Source organism: Desulfobulbus sp., assembly GCF_030824455.1.
Classification (GTDB): domain Bacteria; phylum Desulfobacterota; class Desulfobulbia; order Desulfobulbales; family Desulfobulbaceae; genus Desulfobulbus.
In genome coordinates, this window is the sequence record NZ_JAVBXR010000112.1 from 41704 (window position 1) to 56477 (window position 14774).

General features: G+C 54.0%; 19 protein-coding genes. 1 reads left to right on the forward strand and 18 read right to left on the reverse strand.

Going from position 1 to position 14774, the window contains the following annotated elements; genetic code table 11:
* Positions 1 to 7: 7 nt before the first annotated feature.
* From RCH93_RS14535 to tnpA, 16 genes are all read right to left on the reverse strand, one after another.
* Positions 8 to 919 (reverse strand): TraU family protein, encoded by a 912-nt coding sequence (locus RCH93_RS14535; protein WP_306549138.1) that lies wholly within the window; start codon positions 917 to 919, stop codon positions 8 to 10.
* Positions 903 to 1508, reverse strand: coding sequence for a hypothetical protein (locus tag RCH93_RS14540; RefSeq protein WP_306549139.1), 606 nt, complete (start codon positions 1506 to 1508; stop codon positions 903 to 905). The genes RCH93_RS14535 and RCH93_RS14540 overlap by 17 nt, the downstream gene beginning before the upstream one ends.
* Positions 1498 to 4041: a TraC family protein gene (locus RCH93_RS14545; protein ID WP_306549140.1), complete on the reverse strand. Its 2544-nt coding sequence runs from the start codon at positions 4039 to 4041 to the stop codon at positions 1498 to 1500. Before RCH93_RS14545 ends, RCH93_RS14540 begins: the two co-directional genes overlap by 11 nt.
* Positions 4038 to 4448 carry a TraV family lipoprotein gene (locus RCH93_RS14550; protein WP_306549141.1) on the reverse strand — a complete coding sequence of 137 codons (411 nt, stop codon included), beginning with the start codon at positions 4446 to 4448 and terminating at the stop codon, positions 4038 to 4040. The genes RCH93_RS14545 and RCH93_RS14550 overlap by 4 nt, the downstream gene beginning before the upstream one ends.
* A 7-nt stretch (positions 4449 to 4455) precedes the next feature.
* On the reverse strand, positions 4456 to 5631 hold the full coding sequence (locus RCH93_RS14555; RefSeq protein WP_306549142.1) for a TraB/VirB10 family protein: 1176 nt from the start codon (positions 5629 to 5631) through the stop codon (positions 4456 to 4458).
* Complete coding sequence (locus tag RCH93_RS14560; RefSeq protein ID WP_306549143.1) at positions 5628 to 6398, reverse strand: type-F conjugative transfer system secretin TraK; 771 nt, start codon at positions 6396 to 6398, stop codon at positions 5628 to 5630. Before RCH93_RS14560 ends, RCH93_RS14555 begins: the two co-directional genes overlap by 4 nt.
* Positions 6395 to 6970, reverse strand: coding sequence for a type IV conjugative transfer system protein TraE (locus RCH93_RS14565; protein WP_306549144.1), 576 nt, complete (start codon positions 6968 to 6970; stop codon positions 6395 to 6397). Before RCH93_RS14565 ends, RCH93_RS14560 begins: the two co-directional genes overlap by 4 nt.
* Positions 6967 to 7242 (reverse strand): type IV conjugative transfer system protein TraL, encoded by a 276-nt coding sequence (locus tag RCH93_RS14570; RefSeq protein WP_306549145.1) that lies wholly within the window; start codon positions 7240 to 7242, stop codon positions 6967 to 6969. Before RCH93_RS14570 ends, RCH93_RS14565 begins: the two co-directional genes overlap by 4 nt.
* 7 nt (positions 7243 to 7249) lie before the next feature.
* Positions 7250 to 7573, reverse strand: a complete 324-nt coding sequence (locus tag RCH93_RS14575) for a hypothetical protein (RefSeq protein WP_306549146.1) — start codon at positions 7571 to 7573, stop codon at positions 7250 to 7252.
* Positions 7574 to 7622: 49 nt separating this feature from the next.
* Positions 7623 to 8144, reverse strand: a complete 522-nt coding sequence (locus tag RCH93_RS14580) for an OmpA family protein (RefSeq protein WP_306549147.1) — start codon at positions 8142 to 8144, stop codon at positions 7623 to 7625.
* 103 nt (positions 8145 to 8247) lie between these two features.
* Complete coding sequence (locus RCH93_RS14585) at positions 8248 to 8709, reverse strand: hypothetical protein (protein ID WP_306549148.1); 462 nt, start codon at positions 8707 to 8709, stop codon at positions 8248 to 8250.
* Positions 8709 to 9242, reverse strand: coding sequence for a sigma-70 family RNA polymerase sigma factor (locus RCH93_RS14590; RefSeq protein ID WP_306549149.1), 534 nt, complete (start codon positions 9240 to 9242; stop codon positions 8709 to 8711). Before RCH93_RS14590 ends, RCH93_RS14585 begins: the two co-directional genes overlap by 1 nt.
* A 254-nt stretch (positions 9243 to 9496) precedes the next feature.
* Positions 9497 to 10300 carry a plasmid replication initiator TrfA gene (gene trfA / locus RCH93_RS14595; protein ID WP_306549150.1) on the reverse strand — a complete coding sequence of 268 codons (804 nt, stop codon included), beginning with the start codon at positions 10298 to 10300 and terminating at the stop codon, positions 9497 to 9499.
* 154 nt (positions 10301 to 10454) lie between these two features.
* Positions 10455 to 10772 (reverse strand): helix-turn-helix domain-containing protein, encoded by a 318-nt coding sequence (locus tag RCH93_RS14600; RefSeq protein WP_306549151.1) that lies wholly within the window; start codon positions 10770 to 10772, stop codon positions 10455 to 10457.
* Between the two features lie 416 nt (positions 10773 to 11188).
* Positions 11189 to 11677, reverse strand: coding sequence for a hypothetical protein (locus RCH93_RS14605; RefSeq protein ID WP_306549152.1), 489 nt, complete (start codon positions 11675 to 11677; stop codon positions 11189 to 11191).
* Between the two features lie 680 nt (positions 11678 to 12357).
* A complete protein-coding gene (tnpA, locus tag RCH93_RS14610; RefSeq protein WP_306549153.1) occupies positions 12358 to 12786 on the reverse strand; it encodes an IS200/IS605 family transposase in 429 nt (142 codons plus the stop codon).
* Positions 12787 to 13324: 538 nt separating this feature from the next.
* On the opposite strand from tnpA, the gene RCH93_RS14615 reads away from it, so the two are divergent.
* Positions 13325 to 13729 (forward strand): hypothetical protein, encoded by a 405-nt coding sequence (locus tag RCH93_RS14615; protein ID WP_306549154.1) that lies wholly within the window; start codon positions 13325 to 13327, stop codon positions 13727 to 13729.
* A gap of 82 nt (positions 13730 to 13811) precedes the next feature.
* Here RCH93_RS14615 and RCH93_RS14620 read toward each other — a convergent pair whose 3' ends face one another.
* Together RCH93_RS14620 and RCH93_RS14625 are read right to left on the reverse strand one after the other, a co-directional pair.
* Complete coding sequence (locus RCH93_RS14620; protein ID WP_306549155.1) at positions 13812 to 14072, reverse strand: hypothetical protein; 261 nt, start codon at positions 14070 to 14072, stop codon at positions 13812 to 13814.
* A 32-nt stretch (positions 14073 to 14104) separates the two neighbouring features.
* The gene (locus tag RCH93_RS14625) at positions 14105 to 14461 is read right to left on the reverse strand and encodes a TusE/DsrC/DsvC family sulfur relay protein (protein ID WP_306549156.1); all 357 of its coding nucleotides are present in this window, start codon (positions 14459 to 14461) and stop codon (positions 14105 to 14107) included.
* Between the last annotated feature and the right edge of the window lie 313 nt (positions 14462 to 14774).

The window sequence follows — 14774 nt, forward strand, 5'->3', positions numbered from 1 at the left end:
TTCCACCTCACTCGCAGCATGTGCAGCACCGTTGCTTGCGGTAGACCACCCAGAGAAATTCGTCATTGGAGCCCAAGGCGCCCATGTAGGGCGTGTTGAGCCCGGAGTCATAGGAGGAGGTCGCCCGGCCGATGGGATACACATCCCGGATCCCGGGCCTGGCCACGTTCATCTTGTAATGGCTCTTGAGCCAAACCGGGGTGTACATGCAGCCGCAGACCGGTGAGGGATCGCAGATCATGCCGATACGATTAAGCTTGTAGAGCATCCGGTAAGCAGCGGTGGCATTGGCCTGGACGATGTTGTCATTATCGACATGGCCGGTCATCGGATAGGCAGAGCCGCCACTACCGACACACCAGGGCATGGCATCCAGCGGCCAGCCGGCATTGGCGGCGGTGGCATCAGCCATGCACCCCATAACCATGGCCTTGTTGGCATAAAGAGAAACCTCGGGAGTGAGCAAGGCGGCCAGTTCATCGTTTTGCCATATGGGATCATACTCACTCCACCAGGCACCGTAATCGCTGCGGTCACAGATCCATGGCATCAGGGGCAGAAGGAAGGCGTGCGACTGGGCAAAGGTGGACTCGTTGGCCAGATTGACAGCATCCGAGCTGTTATTCTTGCCGCCGATCTCGTCGGTCATACTCCCCCCAACCGAGGTTCCCAGGGTGGCGGAATAGAAGGCAACCGAGGAGGTGTCCAGGAGCAGGAAAGGTTCCCAATAGCTGACGATCAATCCAACCTCGACACCCCAAGCTCTGGGGCAGAAGCATACCCCCTCTATGGTAAAATCAATCTCTGACCAGTGAATGTCGGTGATGGGATTGAATGGTACACCGTCTTTGCCATGGGCCGGGAACGGGGCCAGAAAAAGGAGGCAGACCACCAGCATCCTTTTAAGGCTTCGCTGCAAGATGCACCTCCCGAACGGTCAGCTTGTTGTCCTGCTCGATCACCACCGAAGGCACGGCCTTGAGTTGGAGTCGGGTGGCTATGTCATGGGTCAGGTAGTAGACTGGACGCTTCAGTTCTTGTTTCACCTCGGCCGCATACCCACCGGAGAGCAGCAGGATGGCCCGCTGGTTCTGAAAATAGGGGGAACCCTTGAACCACTCGATCTGCTCCGGATCACTGCCATCGATGGCCACCAGCCCGCCGCTCAGCCCGGCATACTGCAAGGGATTGAAGCTGAAACCCTGGGGATAGAGCAGGTTGTCCTGGCTATCCTTGATGTCATGGTCGAGAGTATGGGTCAGGTCGACCGTAAACACCCGGTCATTTGACGACCGAGGCAGCGTATGCAGATTGGTTGGTTGATAGCGATTATGGGTGTTGAACAAGGCATCGAGGTCAATCGCGGTTGCCTTTTGCTGAAGCTCTTTGGTGATGTCCTGCTCGACGATGGCATAGGTTCGTCCCACAGGCTCCAGCCGGGTATGGGTTGCCAATACCTGGGTGGCACAGGTGATGATCCAAAGGATCGGTACAAGTTTAGAGTCCATCTTGTTCCCTCCGGGCAATCATCTCCAAAATGGCTTCGTGATAGCTGAGCCCGCTTTTGACCATGGCCTCGATGGCGGCAATCTCGGCGGGCTTGGAGGTGTAGATGAAATAGTCGTAATCGTTGACCACCAGCCGGGCCACGCCCAGGCCAAAGGGGGTATCGAAAAAGACCTCCGAGTATTTGGGCGGATTGGATTTGACGCTTTTCAGCAACTGGAGCACGAAGTCGTCATACTCGATCAGCCCCTGCTTGCGGGCCTGGTCGAAATCCGAGGATTCGAGGTAAATTTTGAAGGCCGAGTTGCCGTTGATCACCCGGCCCACCTCGCCGAAGCTGTCGAGGTCAAGGATCGACTGGGTGATGATCATGAAGCTACCGTTGTATTTGCGGGCACGCCGGTACCCCTCGTTGATCACCGGGCCGAGCATGGCGGCCTTGCCCAGAAACTGCCAAGCCTCGTCAAAGATGATCAATCGGGACCGGGACCGGTCGGAGAGATAGAGATCCTGGGTGACCGCATTGAGCACCAGCAGGGTGACCACGCGGTAGAGGTCCGGCTGGCTCTTGAGGTTTTCCAGTTCAAGGATCACAAAGGCATCGCGGTGGATGTCAAAGGTGGAGGGACCGGTGAAAAACTTGCCATGAAATCCGTGACTGGTGAATTCGCGGATGTTGAAGGCCAACTTTCTGGCCACTTCAGCCAGGGCCGGGTTGTCGCTCATGGAGTCGAAATCCGCTGCCGGCACTTCGGGGAACTTGGCGAGAAACGCATAGACCGTATCGGCATCAGCCCCTTGTCCCTTCTGCTGCCAGGCCCAACGGACCGCATTGCGGATCATGTTCAACTCGGTGTCATCGCATTTGTCGGTATCGGAGTTGGAGTAGGCCATCTGGGCAAAGACGGCGGTGACCGACTTGAGTTCCTCCTCCGGTTCCTGGATGGAGGTGAAGGGGTTGAGGCAGACCGTGGTTCCGGACTGGAAGTCGAGATAGCGGGCGCCGAGCATGTTGGCGATTTTCTTGTACGAGCCGCCGATGTCGATGATTCGCACCAGGGAGCCGCAGGCGTAGTAGTTGAAGGCCAGAAAGTTGACCAGAAAGGACTTGCCCGATCCGGTGGTCGCGCAACAGACGGTATTGTGGTTGGGCGCTCCCTTGGCAAAGAAATCCAGGCTGACCAGTTGGCCCTTGCGGCCGGTGAAGATCAACTTCGGCACTCCACCAGTACCGGCAAAGTCACCCTGGACCGGCAAGAGTGGGGTCACCGAAGGCACCGGGGCAATGAAATCCCGCTCCAGGTTGTCGACGTTCCTGCCGGTGGTGTAGAGCCCAAAGGGCAAAGCGGAGAGGAAGAGGATTTTGAGGATGAATGAATCCTGCTGCATGACATAGCCGTTATCCTCCCAGATCCTTCTGGCCCGGGTGCAGGACTCGCGGGCTCCTTCCAAATCCCGGTCCCAGACCAGGAGGATGGGGATGATGCGGACGAACTTGACCCCGTGCTCCAGGGCGTCGGTGGCTTCCAGATGTTCTTCCTGCTTTCTCCGCAGTAAAGGGGAAAGCGATCCGACCGCCTGCTGATTCAAAAGCAGGTTGCACTTGGCATGGATCCTGGTCTCCAGACCCTGCTCAAAGAGGATGTTGAGGGTGTAGAGGAAGCCGGTCTTGATCTGATCCATGTCCGAGACCAAACCCCAGATGCCGCCAAAGAGCGTATTGGTCTGCAAGGGATCGACCTCGGTGGGGATAACTTTGGGGGTGGTGCAGCAGAAGTAGTTGTCACCCACCTGGAGATGGTCACCCGCCTCCCGGACCACGGTGTCAGCATTCAATATCTGTTTGCGCAGAGGGATGGTGTCGTTGTAGCTGGTGAAGTTGTGCTCCGGATATTCAGCCGGATAATGGTTGAACAACCGCCGCGCCCATTCAAGCAGGTCACCCGGCTGCAGGGAGCGTGGGGACAGCAAAGCGGCTTTGAGGGTTTCGGTGAGCTGCCGCTTGATGTCCTGGAGGGGCTTGGCTCTCTCCCGGTCGATGAAGTCCTCGGGGTTTGGCGCCTCAGGCATATCGCCGGGCAACTTGACCGCGACGAACAGACGGAAGTTGCGCACCGGGATGTTGGAACAGGCAGCCAGGCCGCGCCGTCCCTGCTCCATGAAATCGACGATCTGATCCGTGCTGGTGCGGACGATGATGTCCGTCACCATTCTGCTTTCGCGGTAACTGGAGAGGATCGGGGCGATATGGGTATCCGCATGGAGGATCAGTTGGAGCACGCTCCCCTTGGGCATGCCGGCCCGGAACAAACCCTCTAGTGAGGTCAGGGCCTTAGGACCGGCAAAGGTCAGCGGGGTGCATTCCCAGAGCATACCCAGACTGCAATCCTGATTGAGGTAGACATCGAGGTTGTAGTCATAGGCCAGATAGTTCAGGTAGGCCGAGAACGGAGACCGGCTGGTCATCCGCTCAAGATCGGCCTGCTTGAGGTATGCACCAGGACCAATGCCTAATTTTTCCAGCAGGGCAATCATGGATTCTTCTCGCTGACCTCGGTCAGCACCCACTGGGAGGGTTCAATCTCCAGGTAGGCGTACCGGGTCATGAACAGTTCGTTGTTTTCTCCTTTGTAGGGCAACAGCAGTACCCGTAGGATCTTCGGCGGGTTGAGCACCGGGGTTTCCGGTGCTTCCAACAGATCGGCAAGCGCCTTGTAACGGCTGTTCTGGGCCTCGACTTGAGAGGTGTTTGATGCTGCCTCGCTCACTTGACCGTCAGGAAGCCGGGCTTCCTTGTAAGCGGTCGGCGTATCCAGGCACTTGCCCTCACTGTCCTTGGCCTTGCAGCGGAAGTTTTCCTCATAGGGGTTCACCGCGTCCTTGACCCCGGCACAGCCGGAGACGCAGAGGAGAATCAAAATACTGGCGAGCAGTTGCTTCATCTCATCCTCACTGTTGCGCAAACTCATTGTTCTTGATGTCCCTGATCTCCAATTCCTTACCCTCGGAGACGATGACCGTAATTTTCTTGGCCGCACCGACCTCGATCACCGGGGTGGTCTGCTTGACCAGATCGAGGTAGAAATCGCTCATGGTCTGGGAACCTTGAGAGAGGCCGGCACCCAGAGCGGATTTGCCGACCTGGGCACTGTCGATGGTGGAAGTGGAGCCCAAAGCCGAGGTCGAGGTGGTGGTGGCCGAGGACTTGAGGGCATCGCCCGCGCCTTCGAACAAACCGGCGACAATGGCCCGGACCGTGGCCGCGCCCATGCGCGAGACCACTCGGCCGGAAAGCCCGACCTTGGAATCCGCATCGGTAACAAAGCCCTTGACCTGGGCATCAATGACCGCCTTGCCCTCGTTGCTTAAGCAGGAGAGCGAGACCAGGCGCACATCAGCCCGTTCCTTGTCGAGCCGGCCCACCGCCTCGGCAACCACAAAACAGCCGGAGAGTTCGGCTTTGACGTCATTGGGCAGGACCGCCGGGGTCTTGATCCGCAGCAGTAGTGGTTCCGGGCTGTTCTTGCTAGTGCCCGAAGTGGCGGCGTCAAAGCCGGTCAGCAGGTTGGCCTCCATGAACGATGGCGGCAGGTACACGGTGCGGCCCTTCTTCTTAGCATCACTCTTGGGCAGGCTATCGTTCTTGACCACGGTGATCTTGCCAACCCGCTTCTTGTCCTTCTGGCCCCCGGCGGGTGCGATATGTGGATTCTCCTCAGCTCCGGCCACCGGTTGCTGAAGGGGCGGCGGGAAGGCGGCCTTGCCACGTTCGATCTCACCGGCTTCGGGTATTTTGGGCAGCTCTTTTTCCTGAGCAGGTTTTTGATTGCTCCTTTCAGTCGCTTCCAAGTCCTTCCGGCCCCGCTCCAGTTCCCGCTGCATGGTGGAGACATGCCCTTCAAGCTCTTCCAGCTTGCGGCGGTACTCGCGGACAATGGTCTTCTCCATCAGATCCGGATCAAGCCGGGTATCCTGGCCGCGTTCGCCACTCTGCCCTAGTTCATGAGTAGATCGGGAGTTGTAGCCGGTCACCACGATCACCAGGAGGAGAGCCCCCATCAGCGACCAGATAACAATCTTCTTACGTGCCGGTGTGAGCCGATTGAACCGTTCCTTGATTTTCATGGCTCTGCTCCGGTATCGAGGGTGGTCATGGTTGCTGTCAGCAAATCCTTGCGTTCCACCACAAAGATCCGGGTTGACTGCTTGGGCTTGAGGTTGTGCTGCTCAATGGCCACTGCTAGAATCGGGTTGCCGACAGCGGCGGTAAGGAAGGTCTTCTCGCCCAGTTCCAAATCACTGGCCGACCGGGAGGTCGCCTTGAAGGACTTGAGCCGCAGGCCAACGCCTTCGATCTCGACCACCTGCTGCCGGACCAGATGAAGGTCCGGGCAGAGGTGAACCGGCGCCGCCTTGTCGATCACCTGATAACTGGAGGGAAAGACTCCGTCGTAAGCTTCCTTGATGAGTTGCAGGGCCTGCTTCTCCAGGGGCATGTTCTTGTAGCGGGCGATGTTCTTCTCCACGGTCTCGCTCTTGGGTAGGGCAAGCCGGACCGTGACCGCATTGATCTCTGCCGGGGCGCCGATGATGGTGTAGACCGAATTGTTGCAGACCGCATAGATCTCACTGGGCTCCTTGCTGTACTTGAGCTTGCCTCCCACCTCTTCAGCGGTGAACTTGACAAAGGCATTGTTGCCAGAGAAGTGGCCGGTCAGCCCTTTCTCTTCAGAGAAGATCAGATCACTCATCTGTCCCGGACAGACGATGCGGTTGATCTCCTTAGCCGAGAGCTCCACCATGGTGGGTACCTCAGCGGGAACGCCCTCGCCTGCCACAGCAGGACCAGCAGTCAGCACAAGGCAGCATGCTGAAAGGAATACTCTCTTCATTTGTCGCTCCTCTCTTCTCCGGATTTTTCCTTCTCCTTGAAGGCCAGCAGGGAAAAACGACCATCACGGATCTGGTAGTCGAGGAAATAGGTCCGGGTGGTGTTCTCCAGCCGGGTATTGCCGGTGTACTGCTTCAAATCACCGAACACTTCGAGGCGATTGTCCTTCATGGTCAGGGTCTGCGGATAGAAGACCGAACTGACCTGCGACTCCTCGATCCGCCCTGCCAGGGAGTACCAGAGGGTGGAGGCCTCGGGGTAGGACTCGGGGGAGTAGTAGACCAGTAGCTCGTTGAACTGCTTGCGTGCCGTGCTGGGAGAATAGGTGGTGGCCAGGGAGATGATCCTTCGGCCGATGTCCTGAATGTAGGCCTCGGTTGGCTTGCCCTGAACAAACTCCACCGTGCCGGTCATCTGTGGCGGAATGAGAATCACCTTCTGGTAGCGCACCGCCCGATAGGTCATGAAGGAGGTAAACACCAGGCAGACCGCCAGCACGATCACCACAAACTGGAGCAAGCGGTTGCGGGCAAAGAGGTTGCTGCTCTGTTGCACATAGGTGTTGAGCTTCACTCGTGGAACTCCTGTTCAAAGTAGCCGGGGTAGTTTTTCATCTGCAGCAAGGCACAGGCATAGAGCAGGTGTTTGAGAAATCCCCTGGGTTTGCTCCTCTTGGTGCGGATGTAGCCGTACTGGACGCCGACAAAGACGATCCAGGCCAGACCGCCGTAAATCAGGGCAACGGTGAGGGTGAACAGAAAAATGGCCAGCTCATCGACCTCAAACCACAGCACCTGGAAGGGTCGGGACAGATACTGGGGGAATTTGCGGGATGAACTGGCCATGTTCCCCTCAGCAGATCAAGGCGCCGATGGTCTCGACTACGGTGTTGGCCCGGAGCAGGAAAGCTCCGCCCAGAACCACGCCGGCCGCCGGCAGGATCATCTGCCGGATAGCCAGGATCGCGGCCACGCACATGCAGGCCACTCCGCCGGTGAAGCCTACCGGACCAAGCAGGATCTGGTTGACGCCGATATCGTACAGGTCATAGGCAAAGGAGCCTGTGGCTGGTACGGTCATGGCCAGGCTGTTGCCCGCCTTGAGTAGGGAGAACAGCACAGCGGCCATCCAGGTTGCCATGTGCAAACGTTTACGGAAGTGTTGCAGTCGGTTCATCTCGGTCTCCTCCAAAGAGATTTTTTGAAATATCTGCCATTCTGGCAGGTTATGGTTGGGTAAGAGCGAGTTCGACTCGCCGGTTGTTGGCCAAGTCAGTTTCAGGTATGGGTTGCTGCGATCCCATGACCGTTACTTCGGAGACGGTGTAGCCATGGGCACGGAGCACTGCTGCCACCTGTTCCGCGCGTTCTCGGGAGAGAACGCGGTTGCGTTCTTCCGCGCCCAATGAACAGGTATGACCAGTGACGATCAACCCGATCCCCGGAGCGATGGCGCAGCGAGCCATGGCTACCAGCATATCGGCCTGTTCGGTCTCCGACAGCTCGGCGCTGCCGAGTTGGAAATGCACTACTGGAAGCGCACAGCCAACAATGGAGCTTGCTCCTCGTTCGCCGCAGGCAGGCTGGCGAAGACTGGTCGTACCGGTGAGGACAAAGGTCTCCCGGTAAGTCAAGCGCACAGTCTCGCTCAACAGGGACAAACGTTCCTGGCGAATCTCCCTGGCCATAAGCAGCGATCCGTTTAGGAGCAGGCCAAAGGCCAGTATGCAGATCAGGTGACGGTTCATGGTTTCCTCACTCTCTTATTTCCGGGGTGGTGACCTGATTTTTGATTCTTTCGTTGCCGAGCCACTTGGATGGGTTTTGGTAATCGCCAAGAAACGTTGTTTCTTACTTCTTAGTTTGTGCTTTGTAAGAGATCGTCCCGTTCCTTTTTTTCTTTTCCCGATGCCTGGCGACCTGCGCTTGGGTGCGAATTTTTCGTATGCGGTTGATCTGTTTTCGGGTCATCTCGAACCGGAAGGTGATCTGGATTTCTTCGATGACTTGCGTCAGGGACAAACGGCTCTCTGGTTCCTGATTAAAGTAACGGGAGTAGGCGTAGCGTTCCCATTTCGAGTTGAGGGCCACGGTTCGTATGAATCGTTCCCTGGTATGCAGTGACATTCGATTGAGTTGTGCACGCAGCACGGCCCTGTTGCCCCAGATCTGCTCCACCAGATGCAGGCCGATCAGGTCTTCCTGGGTGAGCGGATCCCGGATGATCTCCTCACGCTCCATCAGCAGCAGGATTGTCCTGGGGATGGGGGATTGATGGGCATAATCGGTGATTGTTTGGGAATGGTCGTTCATCAGTTGTCCTCGGTGAGTTGAAGGAGGGTGTTGTGGAGAAGACGGCAGACCTGCCGTCGGCTTACTCTGAAGTGCTGGGCCACCTCCAGGGTGGTCACTGGCAACTCTTGCTGGAGGATCCAGGCGCAGACCTCCCGTTTTCGACCTTTGATCCCCTGGAGGGCTTCTTTGATCTCCCCAAGGCATGGTTCAAAATGATCGTCTGTTTCCTCTTGGAGTGCAGGACAAGGCAGGATGTCATGCGGCATGTGAACCGGTTGGACACCAGCGGCCATTTTGAGGCAGTGGGTTTTGAAGATGACGCGAAAGAAAGGCGTCAGCTTCTGAGGGGAGTTTTTCTTCCGCGCCACGATCAGTGCTTGTGCAGCCGCCATGATGGCCTCTTGGAACAGGTCGTCCTCATCTGCTGCCATGTATGGGAGATAGGGGTTCGCGACCCAGTGGACAACGTGCATGTGGAAGCGGACCCATTCCATGGCGGTGAGCCAGATTTCATGGTCGGTGGTTGACTGGATGGCGCTTGGAGCTGTCATGTGAGATGGTGGGTGGTCCGCCCTTCTTTTAAGATTAAAAAAAGATTAAAGATGATTAGAGGGGTCGGACCCCTCAGGAAAAATCTAGTTTTTGCAGCAAGTTGGAGGATCAAAAAATTGAGCAGTCGTGAGTGTAATGCCCACAAAACGTGAGTGTAATGCCCCCGTTTTTGTGAGTGTAATGCCCCCCGGTGTGAGTGCTATGCCCCATGCTTGTGAGTGCTATGCCCCCGAAGTGTGAGTGCTGTGCCCCATCATTTCATAGGTATTTGGGAGAGGCGGACCAGGGTCAATTTGTCGTCCTGATCAATACGCCACCCCAAAATTGCACCGACCTCGATCAGTTCGTCCATGGCGAGTCTCAAGCCCCGGCGAAAGTCAACCAGGCGGGCACACTCCGAGCCGCACAGATGCTTCAAGGTGGCGACCTTCACCGGAAAGGGCGACCTATGGCTCGCATAGAAGCCATGCAACCACTTGGCGAGATCGGTCCTGAGTTGTAGCCGTTGTTGCCATTGCACTTGGGTCCAGCCAACATCAAAAAGCCCGGCCAACTTGGTATTGATTTTGATGATGTAAGACTGGGCTTCATCGCTGAAATAAAATTCATCGACCAGCGAGCCAGCATAGGAAAAACTCCCTTGATGCACGCCATGATTGAGGTCAACTTTGATCTCCACGGCAGTGGCAGTCAGGCGTCGGAGCGAATCCTTGAGCCATTCCCGACCTGATTTGCCGCCTTGGCGTCCTATAGCCGCAAGAAAAGGTTTCACCTTGATCCTGAGAAATTGTCGTTTCTTCGGATCGGGCTCACGGGCCTGAAAATGGAGCGCTTGCGCCAACACGTCAAAATCGCCCTGATCCAATCGCCAGCCGGTATATTGGATCGTCACCCCCTTGAGCGATGCGATGAGTTCATTTTTGACGGCTCTACGCCGCCCCCTTTTGATCACCGCAAACAGCGCGGAACGCAGGCATATGTTTGGAATGCCGCGAGTTTTTTCCGGCCAGTCGGGTAGCAGGGGGATCTGCTCAAGAGCTTGAATCTTCTGTCGCATCTCCGGCGACAGGGAGTCAAAACATCGATGCTGGAGCAGTTCGCTCGCCTCCGGCTCTGTTGGGAAGGATTCGCTTGAAATACCGGCCTCCTAGCTCAGAATTGTTGCGATGAAGCGGGTCAATGCTCGCGAATATCGAAGGAACGACATTGGCTTACCAGATCTTAATGTTCTTCGATTTTCTCCGGCGGCCAGGCTGCTTAGGTTGCTTATCATTGTCCTCGCCGAGAAATCGGTCGAGGTCCGCCTTGTGAAATAGAATCTTGCCTTTCTGCTGCCCCGAAGGTCGGACAAAAGGAATCAAATGCTGTTCGACCGCCAGTCTTCTGAAATGATCCGGGGAGTAGCCGGCATACCTGGCCGCCTCCTTGAGGGTCATGGCCTTCCCCGTCGCCACCTCTTTGTTGATGAGCAGATCGAGAATCTGGTTTTGCTTCTCTTCAATGGCGGCAAGCCTGACCTCAATATCCACTCTGACCTCCTTGGCGCATCATGAACCTTTCGAGAGCCTCCCTTATTTCCAAGGGGCTTCCCCATACCCAGGTCACCTTGCTGATGCCGGTGACCATTTCGAGACGAACTGCCACCGCTTTCGGGCATGGCCGTCTGCCGTGAACGATATGGCTGAGGAAGTCGGGCGAGATTTCTGCCTGAAGAGCAATTTGTTTTTTGGTGACCCGTCGGCTCGTTGCACTCATAGTCAACTATTTGGTGAATAATCAGAGTGTCGTCAAGAAAATTATATAGACAATATACTGTTTTTATTCAATAAATTGAGCGATTGCTCAAGTCATGAGCATGTGCTCAATTATTACCGCATGACTACCACGCAATCAGAGTCCCGAAGAGGGCCGCTAGAAGAGTGGCTCTTGATGTGAAAAGTTGTGATTATGGAGAACCGCAGTGTGGGGTTCTAACCGGACCGTTGTTCTTCAGGCAATCGTAGGCAACTGTGGCGATCTTGCCTATAATGTCGTCTTTTGCTTGATCGTAACCGGCTGAAATGGGGAGAAGAATAGCCTGGATCGCGTCCATCTTGACGTTTTGGCCATCAATCGGAATGAGGATGTATTTCCCCGGAAGTATGGAGAAATCTTTGGACAACCCGTCCATCTTTGCAGCGGGCGGATCAGGTGGTGGTGGCGAGCCATTTTTCCTTTTCCGGTATTCTCGCCAGTACTCAGGATGTCGCTCCCGCCACCGTTTCTGACAATCGATCTGGTTTTGTCGGTAATCAGGATCAGTGGCTCTTTTTTTTCGCTGCCATTCTCTTTTTCGTGCCCGTTGGCAGTCGGCACGGCTGCAATATTTTTGATCGGGGTTCCTTGAATTGATGGGGTGGATTCGTCGACAAGCCTTGCATTTGAAGGTCTTCATGGCAACGGACTCCAAAAAACGCGATCGCGTTACAGGATTGGAATGACGAGCAAAAATAGCTCGCGCCATGAAGGTTAAACCAAATAATTATATTGAATAATGCGCAACCAACTTTACTTTTTTACTGTGCAACTATACAATTTTGCCACATAGACACTTTCCTCTTTTGCTTATTGAGAAGATGATCTGTTTTAGCGATGATGATCAATATCCCTGCCGAACAATTTAGTGTTTCCTTCGCCTGTCCACTTGTTTTGCCAGAAAGGGGGCGCAGGTCTATCGTGCCATGGCAAATAATTGTCAAAGGCCATAAACCAGCGGCGGAACAAAATCCAGGTCAATATTGCCGAGCATCTCGGGATAACGCATGAGGAAATACTGATCCTCGGTCGGTAGATTCAAGAAGGAGGTACACCGACACCAGCATGCACTAGCGATAGCTGTGTTTCCGGATCAAAAAAAGTGAAGAACCTGTGCAGGGGCCAAGGGACAACAAAAAAGGGATATCGCGGAAACCATCAGGTGGGCGAACTCCTTAACAAGGGAAGGCCAAAGAGATGTCCTCATCGTCGTGATTGCAGCCTTGCTGCACCGGGCACTAAACAACCACCGACTTGAAGTCGGTGGGTTTAAAATCGCGGACTGAAAGTCCAGCAATACCGGCAGGCTGCGCAGCCGGCTCACGGCTCGACATCGAAGCCGTCATGAGGTTTGGGTTCAAAATGATGCGACAGATATTCCTGAATCATCTCTTTCGTCAGCTCGCCGGCTGTGACACAGAAATAGCCTCGTGCCCAAAAATGCTGCCCCCAATACCGCTTCTTTACATGCGGAAATTTTTCGAATATTTTCCGAGATGTTCTCCCCTTCACCCATCTCATGATGGTCGATGGTGATATATCAGGGGGCGCTGACACCAGGATATGGACATGATCCTTACTGACCACTCCTCGCAAGATCTGAATCTCGTACCGTTCACATGTTTGGCGAACAAGGTCGCGTACTCGGGTGGCAAGGTCTCCCACCAGCATGGCGTAGCGGTACTTGGTGACCCAGACGAAGTGATATTCGATCTTGTATTTTGTGTGGCTTCCTTGGCGATATTCCATGGCTGCCAGTATAAGTCAGCTGCTAGCAGAATGCTACCCGCCTGAAAGGCGGGGGTTTAAACCTTCTTTTTCGGACGAATGAAGGTGAGAAGGAACAAATGGGCAACTCAACGGAGCATCGGTGGGTACCTACCTGACAATTTTCTCGGACTAGCACTACAAGTGCTAGTGGAACAAAAATGGAACAAATTAAATTATTTCGAATAAAAAATGTAATTTTTACATAAATTTAAGCAATAAAATTCAACACACTTAAAATCCCTCGGCCTCTGGCTGTACGAGTTCGATTCTCGTTCCGGGTACCAAGTAATTACGGCCACTTAGCTGATACTAGCTGAGTGGCCGTTCATTTTTAAACTTGCATCAACTTGCACGTTCAAATGACAGGGTATTTTTCCCTTTCACCTCTCAAGTAATTCCCCATTGCCTCACCTGTCCCCAGAGCCCTCAGCTATTCTTTTTTTGCCAACTAAGCAGTGGAGTGCATATATACTGCTCAAGGAGCCAAAACATTACGAGGTGAGACATGACAAGCAGGATGAAAAACAAACTGATTATAGCGCTGGCGACGATGGGCCTTTGTTCTATGCTCACCGGTTGTGTGGTTGCACCTGACCCTTATTATGGATATGGCCCCGAGTACGCGCCGCCGTTGCCAGATGTCGTGGAACTGTATGGGCGGCCAACGTACTACCATCACGGGTATCATTACCTCTACGACAACGACCGCTGGTACTACAACAGAAACACGCAAGACCACTGGAAACAGTTGCCCCGGTCACACTGGCCGAAAGACACCCGATACAACAGGGCCACCTCTCGCCAGGAAAACTGGAACAGGAATCAAAACAGGAATCAAGACTGGAATAAAAATCGCTACAAAGACAGAGACGGCGACAGGGAGAGAAACCGATACGATCACATCCGGCATGACCGATGGTGAACAAGACAGCCGGATTGATGCAAGATAAAAGCGGGACACCAAGAGGTATCCCGCTAAAATTATGCCCTATCGTAATTGATAGTTAGAATTGTTCTCCTTCGACATTCTTCCTGAGTTGAGCAATTTCAAGGCCAAGTGCAACGCATTGCTTTCCTTCCATGCACTTGTCTGCATCCATCATTTCCAGAAAATGATTTAATGAGTGTGAACCTTTTTCAAGGTGGACCACCCAAGCTTTCTCTGGTTGGTTGTAGGTCACCTTGATATCTATTCCACACTTGCCAATGTCTGGGTAGATAGAAGTAATCCGCTCACATAATTGATTCTCGCTATACATGATCATACCTCCGACTCCTAAGAGTAGTTGGTTTTTACTCAACAATATGGCTCCATTGTATAATGCTTGCCGTCCAAGCTAATAAAATGAACGCCATCCTGTTTGGGTAATCCTGCTATTTTCCACGCCTTTTCAGGGTTTATAAATTGCTCGTTTACGCACTCTTTTGGCTGATGAGCGATTCGGCAAACATTATTCAGTATTGGGAAAACCTTATATTTAAGGAAATACTCCCTCATGAACTTGATGATGTCCATCTGTTCCGTTGATAGCGAGTTGAATCCTTCCTGCGCAGCCAATGCGCAAGCTACGTCTTCATTCCAATCATCCTGGTTGGCGAGGTATCCGTTTTCGTCGACGAGAATTTTCTTGCCATTATATTCAAGCGTTGACATCTCACACCTCCGAAAAAACCAGCAATCATAATCGATCTGAATTCACTGCGGCTGGTTTCGCGTCAGACCTCTTCTCTTGTTGTTAAAGATAATCATTATTTTCCAACATCTGTGAAAGGAAATCTCATGGGTTTGCAAAATCAAGGACCAATGCAGATAACCAGATGATTTATTACGAGAAGTAGATTTGGTGCTTATTGATCAGCGCAAGAAAGAGACAGAAACAAAGGAGAAAAATCAAAAGCAAGGGACATAAGAACGCCCGATTGTCTCAACTATGCACAAACGGTTAGCGCCCCTGCTCCCAAGGCCG

Coding starts and splice junctions, on each gene's coding strand:
- RCH93_RS14540 (WP_306549139.1), bottom strand. CDS start 1,508: ATGGACTCTAAACTTGTACCGATCCTTTGGATCATCACCTGTGCCACC.
- RCH93_RS14545 (WP_306549140.1), bottom strand. CDS start 4,041: ATGATTGCCCTGCTGGAAAAATTAGGCATTGGTCCTGGTGCATACCTC.
- RCH93_RS14550 (WP_306549141.1), bottom strand. CDS start 4,448: ATGAAGCAACTGCTCGCCAGTATTTTGATTCTCCTCTGCGTCTCCGGC.
- RCH93_RS14555 (WP_306549142.1), bottom strand. CDS start 5,631: ATGAAAATCAAGGAACGGTTCAATCGGCTCACACCGGCACGTAAGAAG.
- RCH93_RS14560 (WP_306549143.1), bottom strand. CDS start 6,398: ATGAAGAGAGTATTCCTTTCAGCATGCTGCCTTGTGCTGACTGCTGGT.
- RCH93_RS14570 (WP_306549145.1), bottom strand. CDS start 7,242: ATGGCCAGTTCATCCCGCAAATTCCCCCAGTATCTGTCCCGACCCTTC.
- RCH93_RS14575 (WP_306549146.1), bottom strand. CDS start 7,573: ATGAACCGACTGCAACACTTCCGTAAACGTTTGCACATGGCAACCTGG.
- RCH93_RS14580 (WP_306549147.1), bottom strand. CDS start 8,144: ATGAACCGTCACCTGATCTGCATACTGGCCTTTGGCCTGCTCCTAAAC.
- RCH93_RS14585 (WP_306549148.1), bottom strand. CDS start 8,709: ATGAACGACCATTCCCAAACAATCACCGATTATGCCCATCAATCCCCC.
- RCH93_RS14590 (WP_306549149.1), bottom strand. CDS start 9,242: ATGACAGCTCCAAGCGCCATCCAGTCAACCACCGACCATGAAATCTGG.
- trfA (WP_306549150.1), bottom strand. CDS start 10,300: ATGCGACAGAAGATTCAAGCTCTTGAGCAGATCCCCCTGCTACCCGAC.
- RCH93_RS14605 (WP_306549152.1), bottom strand. CDS start 11,677: ATGAAGACCTTCAAATGCAAGGCTTGTCGACGAATCCACCCCATCAAT.
- tnpA (WP_306549153.1), bottom strand. CDS start 12,786: ATGGAATATCGCCAAGGAAGCCACACAAAATACAAGATCGAATATCAC.
- RCH93_RS14615 (WP_306549154.1), top strand. CDS start 13,325: ATGAAAAACAAACTGATTATAGCGCTGGCGACGATGGGCCTTTGTTCT.
- RCH93_RS14620 (WP_306549155.1), bottom strand. CDS start 14,072: ATGATCATGTATAGCGAGAATCAATTATGTGAGCGGATTACTTCTATC.
- RCH93_RS14625 (WP_306549156.1), bottom strand. CDS start 14,461: ATGTCAACGCTTGAATATAATGGCAAGAAAATTCTCGTCGACGAAAAC.